The 21,557-nt window shown below is 68.5% G+C and carries 18 protein-coding genes; 6 read left to right on the top strand and 12 right to left on the bottom strand.

Features of this window, described 5'->3' with window-relative positions; all coding sequences use genetic code 11:
- Nucleotides 1-69 precede the first annotated feature (69 nt).
- The 3 genes from scpA to AL072_RS14870 all read right to left on the bottom strand — a co-directional run bounded on the left by scpA (nt 70) and on the right by AL072_RS14870 (nt 5,975).
- Nucleotides 70-2,223: a methylmalonyl-CoA mutase gene (gene scpA, locus AL072_RS14880; RefSeq protein WP_045586136.1), complete on the bottom strand. Its 2,154-nt coding sequence runs from the start codon at nt 2,221-2,223 to the stop codon at nt 70-72.
- 207 nt (nt 2,224-2,430) lie between these two features.
- Entirely contained in the window at nt 2,431-4,431 is a 2,001-nt protein-coding gene (locus AL072_RS14875; protein WP_045586135.1) for an acetyl-CoA carboxylase biotin carboxylase subunit, read from the bottom strand.
- A gap of 11 nt (nt 4,432-4,442) precedes the next feature.
- On the bottom strand, nt 4,443-5,975 hold the full coding sequence (locus AL072_RS14870) for an acyl-CoA carboxylase subunit beta (RefSeq protein WP_045586134.1): 1,533 nt from the start codon (nt 5,973-5,975) through the stop codon (nt 4,443-4,445).
- 231 nt (nt 5,976-6,206) lie between these two features.
- On the opposite strand from AL072_RS14870, the gene AL072_RS14865 reads away from it, so the two are divergent.
- Nucleotides 6,207-7,667 carry a helix-turn-helix domain-containing protein gene (locus AL072_RS14865; protein WP_045586133.1) on the top strand — a complete coding sequence of 487 codons (1,461 nt, stop codon included), beginning with the start codon at nt 6,207-6,209 and terminating at the stop codon, nt 7,665-7,667.
- On the opposite strand, the gene AL072_RS14860 is transcribed toward AL072_RS14865, so the two are convergent.
- Nucleotides 7,639-9,087, bottom strand: coding sequence for a diguanylate cyclase (locus AL072_RS14860; protein WP_144428250.1), 1,449 nt, complete (start codon nt 9,085-9,087; stop codon nt 7,639-7,641). The genes AL072_RS14865 and AL072_RS14860 overlap by 29 nt on opposite strands.
- A 220-nt stretch (nt 9,088-9,307) precedes the next feature.
- On the opposite strand from AL072_RS14860, the gene AL072_RS14855 reads away from it, so the two are divergent.
- Nucleotides 9,308-10,177 (top strand): response regulator, encoded by an 870-nt coding sequence (locus tag AL072_RS14855; RefSeq protein WP_045586132.1) that lies wholly within the window; start codon nt 9,308-9,310, stop codon nt 10,175-10,177.
- Nucleotides 10,178-10,209: 32 nt separating this feature from the next.
- Here AL072_RS14855 and AL072_RS14850 read toward each other — a convergent pair whose 3' ends face one another.
- From AL072_RS14850 to petA, 4 genes are all read right to left on the bottom strand, one after another.
- Nucleotides 10,210-10,761 carry a DUF924 family protein gene (locus AL072_RS14850; RefSeq protein ID WP_045586131.1) on the bottom strand — a complete coding sequence of 184 codons (552 nt, stop codon included), beginning with the start codon at nt 10,759-10,761 and terminating at the stop codon, nt 10,210-10,212.
- A gap of 173 nt (nt 10,762-10,934) precedes the next feature.
- Nucleotides 10,935-11,696, bottom strand: coding sequence for a cytochrome c1 (locus tag AL072_RS14845; protein ID WP_045586130.1), 762 nt, complete (start codon nt 11,694-11,696; stop codon nt 10,935-10,937).
- Entirely contained in the window at nt 11,696-12,964 is a 1,269-nt protein-coding gene (locus AL072_RS14840; protein ID WP_045586129.1) for a cytochrome b, read from the bottom strand. The genes AL072_RS14845 and AL072_RS14840 overlap by 1 nt, the downstream gene beginning before the upstream one ends.
- 28 nt (nt 12,965-12,992) lie before the next feature.
- Complete coding sequence (gene petA, locus AL072_RS14835) at nt 12,993-13,562, bottom strand: ubiquinol-cytochrome c reductase iron-sulfur subunit (protein WP_045586128.1); 570 nt, start codon at nt 13,560-13,562, stop codon at nt 12,993-12,995.
- Nucleotides 13,563-13,834: 272 nt separating this feature from the next.
- Here petA and AL072_RS14830 point away from each other — a divergent pair, with 272 nt between their 5' ends.
- Both AL072_RS14830 and hemF read left to right on the top strand, forming a co-directional pair.
- On the top strand, nt 13,835-14,344 hold the full coding sequence (locus AL072_RS14830; RefSeq protein ID WP_045586127.1) for a tRNA (cytidine(34)-2'-O)-methyltransferase: 510 nt from the start codon (nt 13,835-13,837) through the stop codon (nt 14,342-14,344).
- Nucleotides 14,341-15,237, top strand: a complete 897-nt coding sequence (gene hemF, locus AL072_RS14825) for an oxygen-dependent coproporphyrinogen oxidase (protein WP_045586126.1) — start codon at nt 14,341-14,343, stop codon at nt 15,235-15,237. Before AL072_RS14830 ends, hemF begins: the two co-directional genes overlap by 4 nt.
- Before the next feature lie 28 nt (nt 15,238-15,265).
- Here the strand turns inward: hemF and AL072_RS14820 are convergent, their stop codons facing one another.
- Nucleotides 15,266-16,177 (bottom strand): AraC family transcriptional regulator, encoded by a 912-nt coding sequence (locus tag AL072_RS14820; RefSeq protein WP_200909864.1) that lies wholly within the window; start codon nt 16,175-16,177, stop codon nt 15,266-15,268.
- A 131-nt stretch (nt 16,178-16,308) separates the two neighbouring features.
- Between AL072_RS14820 and AL072_RS14815 the strand changes: the two genes are divergently transcribed.
- A complete protein-coding gene (locus AL072_RS14815) occupies nt 16,309-17,241 on the top strand; it encodes an NmrA family NAD(P)-binding protein (protein WP_045586125.1) in 933 nt (310 codons plus the stop codon).
- A 7-nt stretch (nt 17,242-17,248) separates the two neighbouring features.
- On the opposite strand, the gene AL072_RS14810 is transcribed toward AL072_RS14815, so the two are convergent.
- Together AL072_RS14810 and AL072_RS14805 are read right to left on the bottom strand one after the other, a co-directional pair.
- Nucleotides 17,249-17,575 (bottom strand): hypothetical protein, encoded by a 327-nt coding sequence (locus tag AL072_RS14810; protein ID WP_045586124.1) that lies wholly within the window; start codon nt 17,573-17,575, stop codon nt 17,249-17,251.
- Nucleotides 17,576-17,853: 278 nt separating this feature from the next.
- Nucleotides 17,854-19,860, bottom strand: coding sequence for a PP2C family protein-serine/threonine phosphatase (locus AL072_RS14805; protein ID WP_045586273.1), 2,007 nt, complete (start codon nt 19,858-19,860; stop codon nt 17,854-17,856).
- A 284-nt stretch (nt 19,861-20,144) separates the two neighbouring features.
- On the opposite strand from AL072_RS14805, the gene AL072_RS14800 reads away from it, so the two are divergent.
- On the top strand, nt 20,145-20,519 hold the full coding sequence (locus tag AL072_RS14800) for a hypothetical protein (protein ID WP_045586123.1): 375 nt from the start codon (nt 20,145-20,147) through the stop codon (nt 20,517-20,519).
- Between the two features lie 43 nt (nt 20,520-20,562).
- Here the strand turns inward: AL072_RS14800 and AL072_RS14795 are convergent, their stop codons facing one another.
- A complete protein-coding gene (locus tag AL072_RS14795; RefSeq protein ID WP_045586122.1) occupies nt 20,563-21,528 on the bottom strand; it encodes a glutathione S-transferase family protein in 966 nt (321 codons plus the stop codon).
- Nucleotides 21,529-21,557: the final 29 nt, after the last annotated feature.

Below are 21,557 nucleotides of genomic sequence, written 5' to 3'. Positions count from 1 at the left end.
TCTCCATGGCCATGCGCAGTCACTATGCGCATGGCCATGGGCAGGATCAAGTGCCGGCGACCACCCGACTCACGCCGCCGCCCTGCGCTTGCGCAGGATGCCCAGGATATCGGCCGCCGCCTTCGGGATGTTGGTGCCCGGCCCGTAGATCGCCGCGGCGCCGGCCTTGTAGAGATAGTCGTAGTCCTGCGGCGGGATGACGCCGCCGCACACCACCAGGATGTCACCGGCGCCCTGGCGGCGCAGTTCCTCGACCAGCTGCGGCACCAGGGTCTTGTGGCCGGCGGCCTGGCTCGACACGCCGATGATGTGGACGTCGTTCTCCACCGCCTGACGGGCGGCCTCGTCCGGGGTCTGGAACAGCGGGCCGATGTCGACGTCGAAGCCGATGTCGGCGAAGCTGGTGGCGATCACCTTGGCGCCGCGGTCATGGCCGTCCTGGCCCATCTTCACCACCAGGATGCGCGGCCGGCGGCCCTCCTCGGCGGCGAAGGCGGCGACGTCCTCCTGGATCCTCTTGAAGCCCTCGTCGCCGTCATAGGCCGAGCCGTAGACGCCCGACACCGAGCGGATGACCGCGACATGGCGGGTGAAGGCCTTCTCCAGCGCGTCGGAGATCTCGCCGACGGTGGCGCGGGCGCGGGTCGCCTCGACCGCCAGGGCCAGCAAATTGCCGGTCTTCTCCTCGGCAGCCCTGGTCAGTGCCTCCAGCGCCTCGCGGCATTTGGCCTCGTCGCGGCTGGCGCGGATCTGCTTCAGCCGGGCGATCTGCGATTCGCGGACGGCGGTGTTGTCGATGTCCAGCACGTCGACGCCCTCCGGGTTCTCCGGACGGTACTTGTTGACGCCGACGATCACCTCCTCGCCGCGGTCGATGGCGGCCTGGCGGCGGGCGGCGGCCTCCTCGATCAGCAGCTTGGGCATGCCGCTCTCGACCGCCTTGGTCATACCGCCCATCTCCTCGACCCGGCCGATCAGCTCAAGCGCGGCGTTGGCGAGGCTGTGGGTCAGGTGCTCGATGTAGAAGGAGCCGCCGAGCGGATCGACCACCTTGGTGACGCCGGCCTCCTCGGCGATGATCAGCTGGGTGTTGCGGGCGATGCGGGCCGAGGTCTTGGTCGGCAGGCCCAGCGCCTCGTCGAAGGCGTTGGTGTGCAGCGACTGGGTGCCGCCCAGCACCGCCGCCATCGCCTCGATGGTGGTGCGGATGACGTTGTTGTAGGGATCCTGCTCGGTCAGCGAGACGCCCGACGTCTGGCAGTGGGTGCGCAGCGCCAGCGAGCGCACGTCCTTCGGAGCGAACTTCTCCTGCATCAGGCTCGACCACAGCAGGCGCGCCGCGCGCAGCTTGGCGATCTCCATGAAGAAGTTCATGCCGATGGAGAAGAAGAAGGACAGGCGCGGCGCGAACTTGTCCACGGCCAACCCCTTCGACATCGCGGCGCGGACATATTCCAGCCCGTCGGCGATGGTGAAGGCCAGCTCCTGCACCGCCGTGGCGCCTGCCTCCTGCATGTGGTAGCCGGAGATCGAGATCGAATTGAACTTCGGCATGTGCTGGGAGGTGTATTCGATGATGTCGGCGATGATCCGCATCGAGGGTTCGGGCGGGTAGATGTAGGTGTTGCGGACCATGAACTCCTTGAGGATGTCGTTCTGGATGGTGCCGCTCAGCTTGTCCTGGGAAACCCCCTGCTCCTCCGCCGCGACGATGTAGCCGGCGAGGATCGGCAGCACCGCGCCGTTCATGGTCATCGACACCGACATCTTGTCGAGCGGGATGTCGGCGAACAGGAGCTTCATGTCCTCGACGCTGTCGATGGCGACGCCGGCCTTGCCGACATCGCCGACGACGCGGGGATGGTCGCTGTCATAGCCGCGGTGGGTGGCGAGATCGAAGGCGACCGACAGGCCCATCTGGCCTGCCTTGAGGTTCGCCTTGTAGAAAGCGTTCGACTCCTCCGCCGTGGAGAAGCCGGCATATTGGCGGATGGTCCAGGGCTTCACCGCATACATCGTGGCGCGCGGCCCGCGGGTGTAGGGCGGGAATCCCGGCAGCGTGTCGAGCTCCAGCCCTTCCAGGTCGGCGGCGGTGTAGAGCGCCTTGACGTCGAGCCCCTCCGGCGTCTTCCAGGTCAGCTTGGAGAGATCGCCGTCGGCGCCGAGATCCTTGGCGGCCAGCTTGTCCCAGTCGGCAAGGGTCTTCTGCGGGAACTCGGTCATCGACGCCTCCTGATATGGCGGTGTTGTCGCACGCTTATTTTTGGCAGGTGCCGGGTGATCTGCCCCCTCCCTAACCCTCCCCCGCTCCGCGGGAGAGGGAATCAGGCCCCTCCACCGCCGATGGCGGGGGAGGGAGGGGCCCGCTCGGCAGAGCGGGAGGGAGGGGGCAGAAGTACGTTTCCTCTCGGTACTTTCTTCTTCTTGCGGTTACGCGAATTCCACGATCTTCTGATCGACCGCCAGGCTGCTGCCCGGGGCTGCGTGGATTTTCGCGACCGTTCCGTCCTGCGACGCGCGCAGGATGTTCTCCATCTTCATCGCCTCGACCACGGCCAGCACCTCGCCGGCCTTGATCTCCTGCCCTTCCGACACCGCCAGCGAGACCAGCAGGCCCGGCATCGGCGACAGCAGGAACTTCGACATGTCCGGCGGCGCCTTGACCGGCATCAGCGCGTCGAGCGCCGCCGCCTTTGGGGTCAGCACCTTGACGATGGCCTGCGACCCGCTGTGATGCAGGCGGTAGCCGATGCCGACCCGGTCGATCTGGACGCAGACATGGCTGCCGTCGACCGTGCCGCGGAACAGCGGCTCGCCGATCTGCCAGTCGCTCCACACCGTATGGTGCCTGCCGGCGATGTCCACCGTGTAGCCGATGCGCTGCGGGCTGCCGGCGGCCGCGTGCAGATGCACCGGATGCGCCGTGCCATCCAGCACCACCACCCAGTCGTCGCGCACCGTGACCTTGCTCCCAGCCATCTTGCCGGAGATCTGGATGTCGCGGTCGTTCAGGCTGCGGTGGATGACCGCGGCGACCGCCACCAGCACCGCCGGATCCTCCGGCGGCAGGTCCGAGGCGTGGAAGCCGTTGGGATATTCCTCGGCGATGAAGTTGGTGGTCAGCCGGCCGTCGACGAAGCGCTGGTTCGCCATCAGCGAGGCCAGGAACGGGATGTTGTGGCTGACGCCGCGGATGTAATACTGGTCCAGCGCCTCGCGCATGCCGCCGATCGCCGCATCGCGGGTCGAGCCCCAGGTGCAGAGCTTGGCGATCATCGGATCGTAGTACATCGAGATCTCGCCGCCCTCGAACACGCCGGTGTCGACGCGGACATGCGGATCGGCGGCAGGCGGCCGGTAGTTGGTCAGGCGGCCGGTGGAGGGCAGGAAGTTGCGGAAGGGATCCTCGGCATAGACGCGCGCCTCGATGGCCCAGCCGTTGAGCGTCACGTCGTCCTGGCCGATGGTCAGCTTCTCGCCGGCGGCGACGCGGATCATCAGCTCGACCAGATCGAGGCCGGTGATCAGCTCGGTGACCGGGTGTTCGACCTGGAGACGGGTGTTCATCTCCAGGAAGTAGAAGTTGCGCTCGGCATCGACGATGAACTCGACCGTGCCGGCCGACTTGTACTGCACCGCGTTGGCCAGAGCCACCGCCTGCTCGCCCATCGCCTTGCGGGTGGCGGCGTCGAGGAACGGGCTCGGCGCCTCCTCGATGACCTTCTGGTGGCGGCGCTGGATCGAGCATTCGCGCTCGTGCAGGTACAGACAGGTGCCCTGCCCGTCGGCCAGCAGCTGGATTTCGATGTGGCGCGGCTGCTGGATGTACTTCTCGACGAAGACGCGGTCGTCGGCGAAGCTGGAGCGCGCCTCGTTGGTGGCGGAGCGGAAGCCCTCGCGCGCCTCCTCGTCGTTCCAGGCCACCCGCATGCCCTTGCCGCCGCCGCCGGCCGACGCCTTGATCATCACCGGATAGCCGATGTCGCGGGCGATCATCACCGCCTCTTCATCGTCGGCGATGACGCCGAGATAGCCGGGGACGGTCGACACGCCGGCGGCCTTGGCCAGCTTCTTGGATTCGATCTTGTCGCCCATCGCCCGCATGGCGTGGGCGTCGGGACCGATGAAGGCGATGCCGGCCGCCGCCAGCGCCTCCTGGAACCCAGGCTTCTCCGACAGGAAGCCGTAGCCGGGATGCACGGCCTGGGCGCCGGTCCGCTTGCAGGCGTCGACGATCCGGTCGATCAGCAGATAGCTCTGCGCCGAAGCCGGCGGGCCGATGTGGACGGCCTCGTCGGCCATCTCGACATGCAGGGCGTTCTTGTCGGCGTCGGAATAGACCGCGACGGTCTTGATGCCCATGCGGCGTGCCGTGCGGATGACGCGGCAGGCGATCTCGCCACGATTGGCGATCAGGATCTTCTCGAACATGCTGCCGGCCCTCACAGCGGAATGTTGTCGTGCTTGCGCCAGGGGGTCTGGAGCTGCTTGTTCTTCAGCATGGACAGCGCCTTGGTGACGCGGCGGCGGGTGCCGTGCGGCATGATGACGTCGTCGATGTAGCCCCGGGACGCGGCGACGAAGGGATTGGCGAACTTCTGGCGGTATTCCTCGGTCCGCGCCTCGATCTTCGCGGTGTCGCCGATGTCGGCGCGGAAGATGATCTCGACGGCGCCCTTGGCGCCCATCACCGCGATCTCGGCCGACGGCCAGGCATAGTTGACGTCGCCGCGCAGATGCTTGGACGACATCACGTCGTAGGCGCCGCCATAGGCCTTGCGGGTGATGATCGTCACCTTGGGCACGGTCGCCTCGGCATAGGCGTAGAGCAGCTTGGCGCCGTGCTTGATGATGCCGCCATATTCCTGGGAGGTGCCGGGCATGAAGCCGGGGACGTCGACCAGGGTCAGGATCGGGATTTCGAAGGCGTCGCAGAAGCGCACGAAGCGCGCCGCCTTCTTGGAGCTGTCGATGTCCAGGCAGCCGGCGAGCACCATCGGCTGGTTGGCGACGATGCCGACCGTGGAGCCGTTCATGCGGGCGAAGCCGATGAGGATGTTCTTGGCGAAATCCGGCTGGAGTTCGAAGAAGTCGCCCTCGTCCACGATCTTGAGGATCAGCTCCTTCATGTCGTAGGGCTTGTTCGGGTTCTCGGGCACCAGCGTGTCGAGCGAGAAATCCTCGCGGTCGAGCGGGTCGACGCAGGGACGGACCGGCGCCTTCTCGCGGTTGGAGGACGGCAGGAAATCGACGAAGCGGCGCAGCTGCAGCAGCGCCTCGACGTCGTTCTCGAATGCGAGGTCGGCGACGCCCGACCTGGTGGAATGGGTGACGGCGCCGCCCAGCTCCTCCGCGGTCACGACCTCGTGGGTGACGGTCTTCACCACGTCCGGCCCGGTGACGAACATGTAGGAGCTGTCCTTCACCATGAAGATGAAGTCGGTCATCGCCGGCGAATAGACGGCGCCGCCGGCGCACGGCCCCATGATCATCGAGATCTGCGGGATGACGCCGGACGCGTCGACGTTGCGCTGGAACACCTCGGCATAGCCGCCGAGCGAGGCGACGCCCTCCTGGATGCGGGCGCCGCCCGAATCGTTGAGGCCGATCACCGGTGCGCCGACCTTCAGCGCCTGGTCCATGATCTTGCAGATCTTCTCGGCATGCGCCTCCGACAGCGCGCCGCCGAAGACGGTGAAGTCCTGGCTGAAGACGAAGACGAGGCGGCCGTTGACGGTGCCGTGGCCGGTGACCACGCCGTCGCCGGGGATCTTCTGGCCTTCCATGCCGAAATCGATGCAGCGGTGTTCGACGAACATGTCGAACTCCTCGAACGACCCCTCGTCGAGGAAGAGGTCGATCCGCTCGCGCGCGGTCAGCTTGCCCTTGGCGTGCTGGCCGGCGATGCGCTTCTCGCCACCGCCCAGCCGCGCCGCGGCGCGCTTCGACTCCAACTTGGCCAGAATGTCCTGCATCGGGCGTTTCCACTCCTTGGCGTCGCCATGTCCATCCCCGCTCCGGCTGCGAGCGACGCAATCATTCACCGGATTGCCGCGGATTATTCACAAACTTCGCATTCGTTCAAACAGACACTTCGCAGAAAGGTGCGAAGTTGCGAAGCCCTTTGCAAACGCCGTTTATGGCTTGCTAAGATTGCGAAGAACGGCGGATTTCCGAGAGCCGGTTCGCGGCGGGGCGTCATGCGTATGCAAAAGAAACTGTTCCTTGGCTACAAGCTGCGCCGCCTGCGCGAACAGCGCGGGCTGACCCAGGCGTCGCTCGCCAAGACGCTGGAGCTTTCCCCCAGCTATCTCAACCAGATGGAGAACAACCAGCGCCCACTGACCCTGCCGGTGCTGATGCGCATCGCCGCCATCTTCGAGCTGGAGCTGTCCGCCTTCCTGGAGGACGAGGACAGCCGGCTGGTCTCCGACCTGCGCGAGGCGCTGGCCGACCCGCTGTTCGCCGGGGCGCCGCTGACGGCGGGAGAGCTGCGCAGCGTGGTCGGATCGAGTCCGGAGCTGGCCCGCCGGGTGCTCAGCCTGCACCAGGCCTATCAGAAGCTGCACGAGCGGGTGCAGTCGCTGGCCGACAGCCTGTCCAACAGCGAACCCAGCAGTCAGGAAGGCGACAGCTTCGCCGGCCCGCAATTCCCCTACGAGGAGGTGCGGGACTATTTCCATTACTGCAACAACTACATCGGCCCCCTGGACGAGGCGGCCGAGCGGCTGTGGGACACCGAGCAGATCCATTCCGGATCGCTGCTGAACGAGCTGGCCGCCTATCTGAAGCGCCGCCATGACGTGCGGGTGAAGATCGTGGCCGACGAGGCGGGGGAGATCGCCATGCGCAGCTACGACGCCACGACCGGCACGCTGCGGCTGTCGGCCCTGCTGAACGGGCCGAGCCGCGCCTTCCACATGGCGAACCAGATCGCGCTGCTGGGCTTCGGCGACCTGATCGACGAGCTGGTCGATCAGGCGAAATTCTCCAGCGAGGATGCGCGGTCGATCTGCCGGGTCGGGCTGGCGAATTATTTCGCCGGCGCGCTGGTGATGCCCTACCGCGCCTTCGCGGCCCAGGCCCGCGCGCTGCGCCACGACGTCGAGCAACTGCAAAGCCGCTTCTCCGCCAGCTTCGAGCAGGTCTGCCACCGGCTGTCCACCCTGCAGCGGCCGGGCGCCCGCGGCCTGCCCTTCTATTTCGTGCGGGTCGACATGGCCGGCAACATCACCAAGCGCCATTCGGCCACCCGCTTCCACTTCGCCCGCTTCGGCGGCGCCTGCCCGCTGTGGAACGTCCACGAGGCCTTCGCCCAGCCCGGCAAGATCCTGGTGCAGTTCGCCCAGATGCCCGACCGCACCGCCTATATCAGCATCGCCCGCACCGTGACCAAGCGCGGCGGCGCCTATCTGAAGCCGTCGCGCCAGTTCGCCGTCGGGCTGGGCTGCGAGGCGAGCCATGCGCCGGAGCTTGTCTATGCCGCCGGCATCGACATCGCCGACCTGAAGGCGGCGGTGCCGATCGGCGTCAATTGCCGCCTGTGCGAGCGCACCGACTGCCAGCAGCGCGCCTTCCCGCCGATCGGCAGCGAGCTGCGGGTGGACGAGCATCACCGCAGCTTCGTCCCCTACCTGTTCAATCCGCCGGACACGCGGTCCGCCTGAAGCCGGCATCGGACGGAACCGTCCCCTCTTCTCCGGCAAGGACGACACGGTCACGCCCGTCGTCCTTGGCCCGGTACAGGGCATGGTCGGCCCGGACCAGCAGATCGTCGACCGTGTCGCCCGCGCGGCAGCCGGCGACGCCGAAGCTGGCGGTCTGGCGATGGCCGGCGGGAAAACCATAGACCCGCAGCGTCAGCCGCAGCCGCTCCGCCAGGGCGAAGGCCGCCTCTTCCGTGGTTTCCGGGCACAGGATCAGGAACTCCTCGCCGCCCCAGCGGCCGACGGTGTCGGTGCCGCGCAGCGCCTTGCGCGCCAGCCCGGCGAACTCGACCAGCACCCGGTCGCCGAAGACATGGCCGAAGCGGTCGTTCACCTGCTTGAAATGGTCGAGATCGACCAGGATGATCGACAGCGGCCGGCGGTAGCGCCCGGCCCGCTCGATCTCCCGGCCGAAGATGTCGTTCAGGTGGCTGCGGTTGGCCAGCCCGGTCAGCACATCGGTGCGCGACAGCACGCGCAGCCGCTCGTTCACCCGCATCAGCCTGAAAATCCAGAACAGGCTGGTCAGCAGCACCGCCACCGGCAGGGCGAGCAGCTTCAGCAGGGTCCAGCGGTCGAGCGGCGACTGGACCTGGATCGCGACATGCCGGTTGGCGATCGCGGCGCGTTCCGCCGCGGTGATGGTCAGCACCCCGCGGTCGAGCGCCTCGCGCAGGGCCGGCTCGTCCTTGCGCACGCCGATGCGCAGCAGATTCTCGTAGCCGGGCAGATGGCCGGCGACCTTCAGGTTGAACCAACCGTCCTTCTTGATGGCGTGGACGGCGACGGTCAGCGACCGCAGGGTCATGTCGGCCTGGCGGCGCGAGACCATGGCGAAGGCATCGGCCTCGCTGTCGACCAGGATCAGGCGCAGGCCGGGGAAATCGCGGCGCACCCGCTCCTCCACCGAGGTGCCCTTGGGCAGAACCATGGACTCGCCGCCGAGCGCGGCGGGGTCGGCGACATAGTCATGGTCCTCGCGCGTCACCAGCACGTTGGGGTCCACGAACAGCGGTTCGGTGAAGTCCAGCCACTCCTCCCGCCTGGGCGTGCGGTTGAGGAAGCTGAGGAACCGGCAACGGCCGTCGCGGACCGCCGACAGGCTGTCCTCCCAATCGCGGGTCGGCAGCGGACGCAGCGCGATGCCGGACCGTTCCGACACCAGGGCCAGCAGGTCGGCGGCGATGCCCTGGTGCCGTCCGTCGGCTGAAATCGATTCGTAGGGCGGCCAGTCGGGGTCGGCGCAATAAGGCACCGCCTCGGCGCCGCGGGCCGCCCCTGCCGGCAGGAGCGCGAGCAGCGCGACTGCGGCCCCGCACCGCCAGCCCCGCCAATCACGCAATTTCGGTCGCACCGGCCGCCCGACTCCCGAACTGTCCATATCTGCCATCTCTCCGGCGGCGGTCTGGCATCCATCAAACCCCGGCAGGATAGCGCGATACTTGAGTAGCGCAGTACTCAATAAGCGTGCCATCGGTCGAATGTCCCCGGTTGGCCCGCCGTTTGCTGAGAACAACTCGCAAGTCCGGGGTGGCGGCCTCTTCACCCGAGTCTTTCCCCCGGTAACTGCAAGCTGCTTTGCATTTTGCCAATGGCGGGCCATGAACGGTGACAATCTGCATCATGCCACAACCCGGCGGGGTGTTCCCTTCGCCCCGCTGGCCCTCGCCCGCATGCTGTCGGTCTCGACCACGGCATTGGCCCAGAGCCGCGGGGTCACGCTGGATGTCGCCGTCCTGCCCGGAACGCCGCCCCGGCTGATCGGCGATGGCGAGATCCTCGGCATGCTGTGCAATGCCGTCGCGGCCACCGCCATCGCCGGCGCCCGGACCGGACAGCTCGACCTGCGCCTGTCGGCGATGCCGGTGGGGGACGACCGGGTGACCCTGCGGGCCGAACTGACCGGCGGCTTCGATACCGGCGAAGGGGGTGGCTTCGGCCTGGAACTGGCCCGGCGGGTGATGGCGGCGCTGGGCGCCGCGATGGTGCTGGAGCGGGAGGCCGACGGGTCGCGCCGGCTGACGCTCGACATGCCGGCGGCGCTGCCGTCGCGCAGCGCCGATCCCGAACGGCTGATGGACTGGGCCCGCGCCCGCGGCGGCCGGCTGCTGGTCGTCGACGACAGCGCCACCAACCGGATGGTGGTCGCCGGGCTGCTGGCCAAGGCCGGCTTCTCGGTGGAGACCGCCACCGGCGGGGCGGAGGCGGTGGTCGCCGTCGCCCAGGCGCCGGTCCCGCCGGAGGCGGTGCTGATGGACATCGCCATGCCCGACATGGACGGGGTGGCCGCCACCGCGACCATCCGGTCGCTGGGCGACGACCGTGCCCGCATCCCGATCATCGCCGTCACCGCCAACGCCCAGCCGGAGGACCGCATCCGCTGCCTGGCCGCCGGCATGAACGATTACCTGACCAAGCCGGTCCGCCGCGCCGACCTGCTGGGCGCCCTGGAGCGCTGGCTGACGCCGTGACCGGCCGACAGGCCGCATGCCGGTCGAGGCGGTCAGAAGGACGAGTCCGGCTCCTGCAGGAAGGCCACCTCCTCCGGCGTGCTCGCGCGGCCGAGGACGGCGTTGCGGTGGGGAAAGCGGCCGAAGCGCCGGATGATCTCGCGGTGGCGCAGCGCATAGCGAACCGGGGTTTCATCACCCACCCGCTCGGTGAAGAGGGCGACGGCGCGATCCTGGCTCGCCATGTCCTCGTCATGCTCGAAGGGCAGATAGAGGAAGGTCCGCTCGTCGGCCGTGCATTCGAGGTCGAATTCGTTGGCGACGGCGTGCCGGCTGACCGCGAGCGCCCTGGCGTCGGTGGCGTAGGCCCGCGGGTCGTCGCGGAACATGTTGCGCGGCACCTGGTCCAGCAGGACGCAGAGCGCGATGCAGCCGTCGACATCCTCCATCCAGTGATCGTAGTCGCCGCGGGCGGCAGCCTCGTGATGCGGCCCCAGCGTGTCGGCGACCGCCCGGTCGAAGCTGGCCGACCGGCGGAACCAGTAGGGCTTCATCGCCTCGTCGAACCAGAAATCCACGATCTCGTCGATCAGCTTGTCAACCATCCGTCTTCTCCGCTCCCCCGCGTCGGTGTCGGGGGAGATGCCGTGTTGCCGCCCGGACGACCCGTTCCCCAAATGAATCAGGGCGCCCAAACGGGCGCCCTGTCCAGATCGAAAACTCCAGGCCGAAAATCCCCACCGAACCAGTGGCTCAGTGCAGGGTGTAAGCCGGAGGTTCAGTGCAGCGTGCTCCACAGCTTGCGCTTGGCGGCGTACATCAGGCCGGCCAGCACCAGCAGGAACAGGATCACCTTGACGCCCATCTGCTTGCGGGCGTCCAGGTGCGGCTCGGCGGCGAAGGTCAGGAAGGTCGCCACGTCGTGGGCCTGCTGCTCCACCGTCGCCTTGGTGCCGTCGCCGAAGGTGACGCCGTCGGGCGACAGGATGTTCGGCATGCCGACCTGATGGCCGGGGAACACCTTGTTGTAGTTCATGCCGTCCATCAGATGGACCCCGGCCGGCGGCTCCTCGAAGCCGGTCAGGAAGGCGTAGAGGTAATCCTCGCCGCCGACCCGGGCCTTGGCCATCAGCGACAGGTCCGGCGGCAGGGCGCCGTTGTTCGACGCGCGCGCCGCCTGATCGTTGGCAAACGGCGACGGGAAGCGGTCGGCCGGAACGCCCGGACGCATGAACATCTCGCCGGCGTCGTTCGGACCGGCCTGCACCTCGTAGCCGGCGGCGATGCCCTTCAGCTCATCCTCGTTAAAGCCGATGCCCGCCAGCGTGCGGATCGGCACCAGGCGCATGGAATGGCAGGCCGAGCAGACTTCCTTGTAGACCTGGAAGCCGCGCTGGGCCGACGCCTTGTCGATGGTGCCGAAGATGCCGGCGTGCGGCCAGTTCTGCTTGGGGATGTGCACGCCCTCGGCGGCCTGCGCGGCCCCGGCGATGCCGAGAGCCAGCGCCGCCGAGAGGATTGCAGTCTTCAACGCGCGCATCAGGCCTTCTCCATCGGCTTGGCATGGGCGCCGGCGGCGATGCCGCCTCCGCCCTTCAGAACGGACTCGGAGATGCTGTTGGGAAGCGGACGCGGACGTTCCAGCTTGCCCAGCACCGGCAGCAGGACCAGGAAATGGAAGAAGTAGTAGAAGGTGCCGACGCGGGCGATGATCAGCCAGGCACCCTCGGCCGGCATGGCGCCGGCATAGCCCAGGATCAGGGCGTCGATCGCCAGGATCCAGAAGAACTGACGGTAGATCGGACGGAACTTGCAGCTCCGCACCTTCGAGCGGTCGAGCCACGGCAGGAAGGCCAGCAGCGCGATCGAGCCGAACATCGCCAGCACGCCGCCCAGCTTGTCCGGGATCGCGCGCAGCATGGCGTAGAAGGGCAGGAAGTACCATTCCGGCACGATGTGCGCCGGCGTCACCAGCGGGTTGGCCGGGATGTAGTTGTCCGGATGGCCCATGTAGTTGGGCATGAAGAACACGAACGCCGCATAGATGATCAGGAAGACCACCACGGCGAAGCCGTCCTTGACCGTGACGTACGGGTTGAACGGAACGGTGTCCTGCGGACCCTTGGGATCGATGCCGAGCGGGTTGTTCGAGCCGCAGACATGCAGCGCCGCCGTGTGCAGGATCACCAGGCCCAGCAGCACGAAGGGCAGCAGGAAATGCAGCGCGAAGAAGCGGTTCAGCGTCGGGTTGTCGACCGAGAAGCCGCCCCACAGCAGGGTGACGATCGGGTCGCCGACGATGGGGAAGGCCGAGAACAGGTTGGTGATGACGGTGGCGCCCCAGAAGCTCATCTGGCCCCAGGGCAGCACGTAGCCCATGAAGGCGGTGCCCATCATGACGAGGAAGATGATGACGCCCAGGATCCACAGGATCTCGCGCGGCGCCTTGTAGGAGCCGTAATACATGCCGCGGAACATGTGGATGTAGACGGCGATGAAGAACATCGACGCGCCGTTCGCATGGACGTAGCGCAGCAGCCAGCCGTAATTCACGTCGCGCATGATGCGCTCGACCGAATCGAAGGCCAGCGAGGTGTGGGACGAATACTGCATCGCCAGGAACAGGCCGCTGGCGATCATGATCACCAGCATGATGCCGGCAATCGCACCGAACGCCCACAGATAGTTGACGTTGCGGGGCATCGGGTAGTGATTGTACTCGTGATCCAGCATCGTGAAGATCGGCAGCCGGCTGTCGATCCAGTTCACGAGCGGATTCTTGAATTTCGAGGCTTGAGCCTGAGCCATCTCGGGGTCTCCAGAACCTTAGGGCCGCTTAACCGAGCCGGATCTTCGTGTCGCCGGTGAAGGCGTAGGTCGGAAGAACCAGATTGGCCGGAGCCGGGCCCTTGCGGATGCGCCCAGCGGTGTCGTAGTGCGAGCCGTGGCAGGGGCAGAACCACCCGCCATATTCGCCGCGCGGATCGGTGACCTTCTGCCCCAGCGGCACGCAGCCCAGATGCGTGCAGATGCCGATGACGATCAGCCATTCCGGCTTCTTCACGCGGGCATCGTCGGCGGCCGGATCGCGCAGGTCGCCCAGATTGACCGTCTTGGCGGACTCGATCTCCTCGGCGGTGCGGTGGCGGACAAAGACAGGCTTTCCGCGCCAGGTGACCGTGATCGCCTGCCCGACGGCGACCGGAGCCAGGTCGACGTCGATGGAGGCGAGTGCAAGCGTGTCGGCCGCCGGGTTCAGGCTGTCGATGAACGGCCAGGCCGCGGAGGCGGCCCCGACGACGCCGACCGCACCGGTGGCAAGATACAGAAAATCGCGGCGGGAACCCCCCTCGCCGCCGGAGGCCGCGTGGCCACCCGTCCCGGACGGATGCGTGGTCTGAGCCATAAGCCTGTTTCTCCTCAAGGCATGCCCGACGCCCTTTGCCCGCGCCGGACGACCGATGGACCGTTTTTATGCATGACACGACAAGCCCGCCCGCCGGAAGGAAAACCCTCGGGCATGCCGCATCGATCCGGAGCGGGTATCTCCGGAGTCTCGGGTGCGGTATACCGTCGCGTCGACATCTTGAAAAGTCCTTGGCCCGGAGACAATTTGTCGCGTGTGCGAAGAGCAAGAATATTTGTATGCAAAACAAACACTTTCAGACAAGCCCCGTCTTGCGCCTCGTGCTGTTCGAACCGGACATTCCGCAAAATGCGGGGACGCTGATGCGACTCGCAGCCGGCCTCGGCGTCGCGCTCGACCTGATCGAACCTTGCGGCTTCGTGCTGGACGACCGCCGGCTGCGCCGCGCCGGGATGGATTATCTCGACCATCTCGACTGGACCCGGCACAGCTCATGGGCGGCCTATGTGGCGGCCCATGGGACGGCCGGTGCCGCGGCACCCCGGGCGGGCCGGCTGGTGCTGCTGACGACGCGGGCGGCCATTCCCTACACCGCCTTCCGCTTCGCCCCCGGCGACCGCATCCTGGTCGGGCGCGAGAGCGCCGGCGTGCCCGACACGGTGCATGACGCCGCCGACGCCCGGCTGGTGATTCCGATGGTGCCGCCCGCCCGCTCCTTGAACGTTGCGGTCAGCGCGGCGATGGTGTTGGGTGAGGCCTTGCGACAGACCGCCGCAGCGGGCGTCGCCGCCCCCGCACCGCCGGACACCGACAGGCCATGACCGCTCCAGCCCCGAACGCCAGCCCCTCCGCCAGCCTCGTCGAAGAGCGCAAGGCCCGCGCCGCCTCCTGGTTCCGCGAACTGCGCGACCGCATCTGCGCCGGCTTCGAGGCGCTGGAGGACGGGCTGACCGGCACCCATGCCGATCTGCCGCCCGGCCGGTTCGAGCGCAAGGACTGGACCCGCCCCGACCATGGAGGCGGCGAGGGCGGCGGCGGCACCATGTCGGTGATGAAGGGCCGGGTGTTCGAGAAGGTCGGCGTCAACATCTCGACCGTCCACGGCACCTTCAGCCCGGAGTTCCGCGGCAACATCCCGGGCGCCGGCGAGACCGGCGAATTCTGGGCGGCGGGAATCAGCCTGGTCGCGCACATGCGCTCGCCGCTGGTGCCGGCGACCCACATGAACACGCGCCACATCGTGACGACGAAGGGCTGGTTCGGCGGCGGCGCCGACCTGACGCCGATGATCCCCGACGACCGCGACACCGCCGACTTCCATGCCGGATTGCAGGCGGCCTGCGACCGCCACGGCCCGGACTATTACACGCGCTACAAGGAGTGGTGCGACCGCTACTTCTTCCTGCCCCACCGGGGCGAGGCGCGTGGCGTCGGCGGCATCTTCTACGACAATCTCGAGTCGGGCGACTGGGAGGCCGACTTCGCCTTCACCCGCGACGTCGGCACCGCCTTCCTCGACAGCTACGCGGCGCTGGTGCGCCGGCACATGAACCGCCCCTGGACGGCGGAGCAGCGCGAGCACCAGCTCGTGCGCCGCGGCCGCTACGTCGAGTTCAACCTGCTCTACGACCGCGGCACCACCTTCGGCCTCAAGACCGGCGGCAACACCGAGGCGATCCTGATGAGCCTGCCGCCGGAAGTGAAGTGGCCGTGATCTGACGGCCGGACCGACGCCTGTTCGCCTACGCCGCCCCTGCCTCGATCCCCCCGTCGGGGATGGGCGGCCACGGCGATGGGCTTGTCCGTTTCGGGGCGTCATGCCCCTCGCCAGGATCGCCGACGCGACCGGCCGGGGTGCGGAGGTAGCGCGTCGGCGTCGTCCCGAGCGCCTTCTTGAACATCACGATGAAGGCGGTGACGGACTCGTACCCCAGGTCGCCCGACACCCTCTGGACCGTCGCGCCGCCGGCGAGGTCGCGCAGCGCGATGACCAAGTGCAGCTGGCGCCGCCATCGGCCGAAGGTCAGCCCCGTTTCCTGAACCATCAGCCGCTTCAGGGAGCGCTCGCTCATGGCGACATGGGCGGCCCAGTCCCCGAGGGTGCGGCGGTCGCCCGGTTCCGCCGTCAGCGCCGCGGCGATCGCGGCGATCTTGGGATGGCCGGACACGGGCAGCCTCAGCCCGTCCTTCGGCATCAGCGCCAGCTCGTCCAGCAGGACCCGCACGAGGCGGCCGGTATGATCGTCCGTAGCATGGCCGCCCGGTACGTCCGCCAGACGGAGGATCATCTCCCGGAGCATCGGCGACACCGACAGCGTGCAGCATTCCAGCGGCAACCCGGCCGCGCCGGGCTCGACGAACAGGTAGGACAGGCGGGCGTTGGGCGTGACCCGGTTGCTGTGCGGCACGCCGCCCGGGATCCAGACCCCGCAGTCCGGCGGGGCGATCCAGAGGCCGTTCGCGGCCGTGCAGGTGACTGCCCCGTGCAAGGCCAGGATGAGCTGGCCCTGCCAGTGCCGGTGCTGCGGCACCTCGGCTTCGTAGTGGCTGAAGTCGACATGCAGGGCGACCGCCGGGCGGTCCGACCGGTCGGGATCGAAGTCGGCGCTGCACGGGCGCCGCGTCTTCGCGGATTGGCCTGATTTGGAGATCATATGGCATTATCTCCAAATTCATGCGTGCGGCAATCCGCTATCACTGGTGAACGGCAACCCGGTCGCCGGCCACCGGTGCCCCCGGCCGGCCCGATGCGACCCGTATCACCAGACATCCGTTGGAGATTGTCATGCGAATTTCCGTCGTCGGCGCAACCGGCAGGATCGGCGCGACGCTCACCCGCACCCTCCTGGGCGCCGGGCATCAGGTCAGGGCCCTGTCGAGGGGCGGTCCGGGCCTCGACGCGCTGGTCGAGGCCGGGGCGGAGCCATTCCTGGGAAGCTTCGACACAGGTGCCGGAGACCTCGGCGGCTTCTTCCAGGATGCCGATGCCGCGTTCCTGATGGTGAAGACCGACTGGAGCAACATCCACGGGCATTATCCGGCGGTCGCACAGCGCTTCGTCGATGCGCTTCGCAACTCCCCGGTCAGGCTGGCCGTGAGCCTGACGGCCATGGGGTCGGAGGTCAGCGGGAGCACCGGCCATTTCGAGAGCTTCTACACGCTGGACCGGACGCTGAACCAACTCGACGCCATCGACCTGGTGCATCTGCGTGCCGGCTGGTTCATGGAGAACATGCTGTTCTTCACCGATGCGGTCGCACGGCATGGCCGGATCGGCTGGTCGCTCGACCCCGGCGTGACGCTGCCCTGGGTGGCGACGCAGGACATCGCCGGTCTGGCGGCCAGGGAGCTGACCGATCCGGCGGGCGGACACCACGTCATCCGCGAGGTCGGATCGGAAGACCTCACGATGCCCGAGGTGGCCGCGATCATCGGCCGGGAGATCGGCCGGCCGGTGGAATATCGGCTCGTCGACAGGACGCGGAAGGATGTCGAAGCCACGTATCTCGAGAGGTTCGGGACAGCGGAAACATGGCTCGACGACAGCCAGACCCTCGACGCGCTGAACGACCGGCGCGTGCGGTTCCATGGCAGCCGCAGCCCGCTGCCCACCAGGATGGAAAGCTTCATCAAGGATGTCTGGAAGCCGGCTTACCTGCGGTCTGTCGCCGGGACCCAGGCAACGGAAACCTTCCACACCTGGTGCTCCCGCGACTGACCGGACATCAGCGCCGCGGCGCCGAACCGCCCTGGAGCCAGGGCGCCCAGGCCTGCCGCACCATCTCGCCCCACAGCCGCATCGGTGCCAGCCACAGCTCCGCCATCGGGCCGGCTCCGGGCAAACCGCCGGGGGAGCCGAAGGAACCGCCCGGCAGCAGCGGGGTCATCAGGGCCGGCGCCAGCAGCCGGGCGACCGCGTCGAAGGACGGGGTCGCCCGGAACTGGATGGCGATCACCTCCGCGCCGTCCTCCCCCGCCTCGCGGTGACGGATCCGGATTTCCAGGTTCGGCAGATGGGCGGTCACGATCGTCTCGTCCGGCTTGCGGTCCATGTGCGCGGCTCCGTTCTGGATGTGGCGCTGCAAGGATAGGGTTTTTGCAACTGCGAAGTAACCCTCTCCGAAGGAGAGGCGGCAACCAGCTCGGGAGGGGGCGCGGGAGAAGAGGCAGCGTCGGTGTTCGGGTGTCGGCTGACGGTGCCCCCTCCTAACCTCCCCCGCTCCCGCGGGGGAGGGACTGCCGCCGCTCTCCCGCACAAGCACTTGTCCCCTCTCCCGCGAGAGCGGGGGAGGGTCAGGGTGGGGGCACCGGCAAGCCGACGCCTACCCGCTCACACCGCCTCCGCCGTCTCGGACACCGGCAGCAGGCGGCGGAGGACCAGGCACACCAGATCGCCGGCGATGACGCCGCCGGACTGGGTGTGGGCATGGACCGTGCGCAGGACCAGCTCGGCACGGTCGCGGGCGGACATGCCGCGGCTGGCCGCCAGGGTCGCGGCGAGGCGCTCCTCGCCGAAGGCGTCGCGCTGGCCGTCGATGGAGCGCAGGACGCCGTCGGTGCACAGGAACAGCGATTCGTCCTGGTTGAGGATCACCGTCGCCTCGCCATAGGGGGCGCCGCGGCGCACGCCCAGCGCCGGGCCGCCGACCGCCGACAGGAACTCCACCCCGCCCTCGGCGTTGACGCGGCAGGCGCCGCGATGGCCGGCCGCCGCATGGACCAGGGTGCCGGCAACGCGGTCGTAGATGGCGACGAAAGCGGTGGCGAAGCCGTTGAAGGGGCTTTCGCCGCACAGCCGCTCGTTCGCGCCGGTCAGGATGGCGGCCGGGCCGAGGCCGGCGGCGAGGCCGGCGCGGGCGGTCTCGCGGATGGCGCCGCGCACCATCAGCATCAGGAACGCCGCCGGCACGCCGCCGCCCGACACACCGGCCGTCACCAGCAGGCTGCGGCGCTCGTCCAGCTCGATAACGTCGTAGAAGTCGCCACTGACCGTGTCGCCGGGCAGCAGCACGCCGTAGAACTGGCTGTCACGGCCGACCGGCAGCTGGCGCGGCAGCAGGTTGGACTGCACGTCGCGGGCGGCGCGCTGCTCCTCCTCGATCAGCTGTTCGGCGGCGGCCAGCTTCTCACTCTTGGTCTCCAGCTCCGCCCCGCGCATGACCAGCTGGGCGTCCAGCGTCTCCTCGCGCGCGGAGGCCTCCATCGCCATGCGGCGGAAGACGCGCGACAGCCGCCCGAACTCGTCGTCGCGGTCGGCGGCCTCGTTGAGGGTAAAGGGGTTGAAGCGCCCGGCCTCCACCGCCTTGACCGCCTCGCCCAGCCGCTCGACCGGCGCCATCTGGTCACGGGCGAAGCGGACGCAGGCATAGACGCCCAGCGCCAGCACGAAGACGCCGACCAGACCGCCGATCTTGAGCTGGCGGCTCATCATCGCCCCCGGCTCGCCATAGGGCAGGCGCACCACCGCGACCGCCGGGACGCCCGCCTGGGAAGCGGCGGCGGCCGAATTGGCGGCATATTTGACCGGGGCGAAGGCCAGCAGCCCGTCGCCCGCCGCCCGCAACGCCGCCTCGCCGCCCACTGCCGCCGCCTTGGCCGCGGCGGTGTCGGCGTCGGACAGCGGGCCGCCGCCGGCATCGCCGACCACCACGCCGCGCGCCAGCACCCGGCCGTCGCGGTCGAGCAGCCATGCGGCCTCCACCGACCGGTCGGCGAGCAGCCCGTCGATCAGCCCGTCGGTCCCCGACTTGCGCACGATGTCGCCCAGCCGCCGCACCTCGGCGCCGACCTGGACGATCCGCGGCCTGTCCACCCCGGCGACCCCGGCGAACTTCATCAACCGGCCGCCCTCCATCGCCGGCTCCGACGCCAGCGCGGCCGGCGAGCGGTTCAGCAGGCCGGCATAGGTGCCGTGGCGCGGGCCGCCCTTGGCATCCTGACCAAAGGTCGGGTCGGGGCCGGGCTGGTTGTGCAGATAGGCCCGGCCGCGGTTGTCGGTGATCCACATCTCGTCGGGGCCGCCGGCCTCGGCGATCTGCTTCAGCCGGTCGTTGATGGCGCGCGGCGGCAGCTTCGCCGCCTCGGCCAGCGCCACCAGATGGGCGGTCAGCGTCGCTTCCGACAGCAGACGTTCCGACAGCAGCGCGTCGACCTCCTGCGGGATGTCGCGGGCCTGGGCGGCACCGCGGGCGAGCATGCCGGCCGCCTGCCGCGCCTCGGTCTCGATCCGCTCGGTGAGCGCGGCGCGCGTCGTCCAGGCCATCGCCACGGTGACAGCCGCCACCGCCAGCAGCACCAGGCCGGTGACCAGCAGGATCAAACGCTGTTGGAACGTCATGGGAATGCGCCCGCCCATTGTGGCAATTGCCACCGCTTCTACCGGTCCGGGACGCGCAAGTCCAGGAACGGGGGGCCGCATCCGCCCCGAACCCGCTCATGATCACGACCGTATGACGTGGGATGGCGGAAGCGGCGGCGGGCGCGCAAGATTCGACCGTAGGCGCGACATTATCCATTTCGTAACCGGATTTGCCGCAGGATGGACCGGTCCCCATGAGGGGTCGCAGCGCTGCGACGCCCAGCGCCTCCACTCCGCCGCCTCCATTCCGCCGGTGCCCGCCCATGCCGATGAACGTCCTGGAAATCGCCGTCTACGCGATGGTCCTCACCGCCAGCCACCCGAATTCCTTCGAATGCGTCGCCGTCAAGCCGGAGGGCGTGAACTGCACCAACGGCCTGACCGCGAAGGCGGACGGGCCGAACCTGCTGTTCAGCACCGGCGTCGTGGTACGCAAGGACAACCAGGGCCGGGTGAGCCTGAGCAACGGGCTGCAGACACGCTTCGACAGCTCCGCCTGGGTCGCCTTCCAGGATGCCGGGCAGAAGCCGGTGGTCAGCGTGCGCAAGACCGGGCCGCTGCGCTTCCGCTTCTCCAACGGCTTCCAGTGCGAGGCCATGGGCAACCCGGAGGACATGGCCCGCTGCTACAAGCCCTGACGGCCCATCCCCCGACGGCCCATCGCGCCGGGATGGCGATCCGTCACGCCGCGAGCGGATCGGGCCCCAGCGCGTCGCGGCCATGCGGCGCGTCGAGGTCGAGCGCCGGCCCCTTCGGCACGATGCCGGTCGGGTTGATGGTGGCGTGGCTGCCGTAGTAATGCCGCTTGATGTGGTCGAAATTCACCGTGTCCGCCACGCCCGGCACCTGATACAGGTCGCGCAGATAGCCCGACAGGTGGGGATAGTCGGCGATCCGCCGCTTGTTGCACTTGAAATGCCCGACATAGACGGCGTCGAAGCGGACCAGCGTGGTGAACAGGCGCCAGTCGGCCTCGGTCAGCCGGTTGCCGACCAGCCAGCGCCGGGTCGCCAGCAGGGCGTCCACCTCGTCCAGCGCGTCGAACAGCGCGTCGAAGGCGGCCTCGTACTTGTCCTGCGCTGTGGCGAAGCCGGCCTTGTAGACGCCGTTGTTGATGCGGTCGTAGACGAAGCCGTTGATGCGGTCGATCTCGTCCAGCAGATCGGGCGGACTGAAATCGGTGCGGACGTCGGTGAAGGCGTCGAACGCGCGGTTGAGCATGCGGATGATCTCCGCCGACTCGTTGTTCACGATGCTGGAGGTCTGGCGGTCCCACAGCACCGGCACCGTCACCCGGCCGCTGTAGCCGGGCTCGGCGCGGGTGTAGACCTCGTGCAGGCGGGTGGCGCCGGTGACCGGCTCCGGCCCGGCGAAGGTCCAGCCGTCGGCCAGCATCAGCGGCTCGACGATGCTGACGCCGATCACCCCCTCAAGCCGCTTCAGCTTGCGGAAGATCAGGGTGCGGTGCGCCCAGGGGCAGGCGAGCGACACTATCAGGTGATAGCGCCCGGCCTCCGCCGGGTAGGGGGTGGAGCCGTCGGCCGACACCCGGTCGCGGAACTGCGCCTCGGTCCGGACGAAGGCGCCGCCCGTCTTGCCGGTGTCGTACCACTGGTCATGCCATTGTCCATCGATCAGCAGGCCCACGGTTCCCTCCCCTTACGTCAGCATCGGTC

Origin of the sequence: Azospirillum thiophilum (genome assembly GCF_001305595.1) — a bacterium.
Taxonomy (GTDB): Bacteria; Pseudomonadota; Alphaproteobacteria; order Azospirillales; family Azospirillaceae; genus Azospirillum; species Azospirillum thiophilum.
Note: the sequence above shows the minus strand (reverse complement) of the source record. Positions and strands in the feature narration are given on the sequence as shown.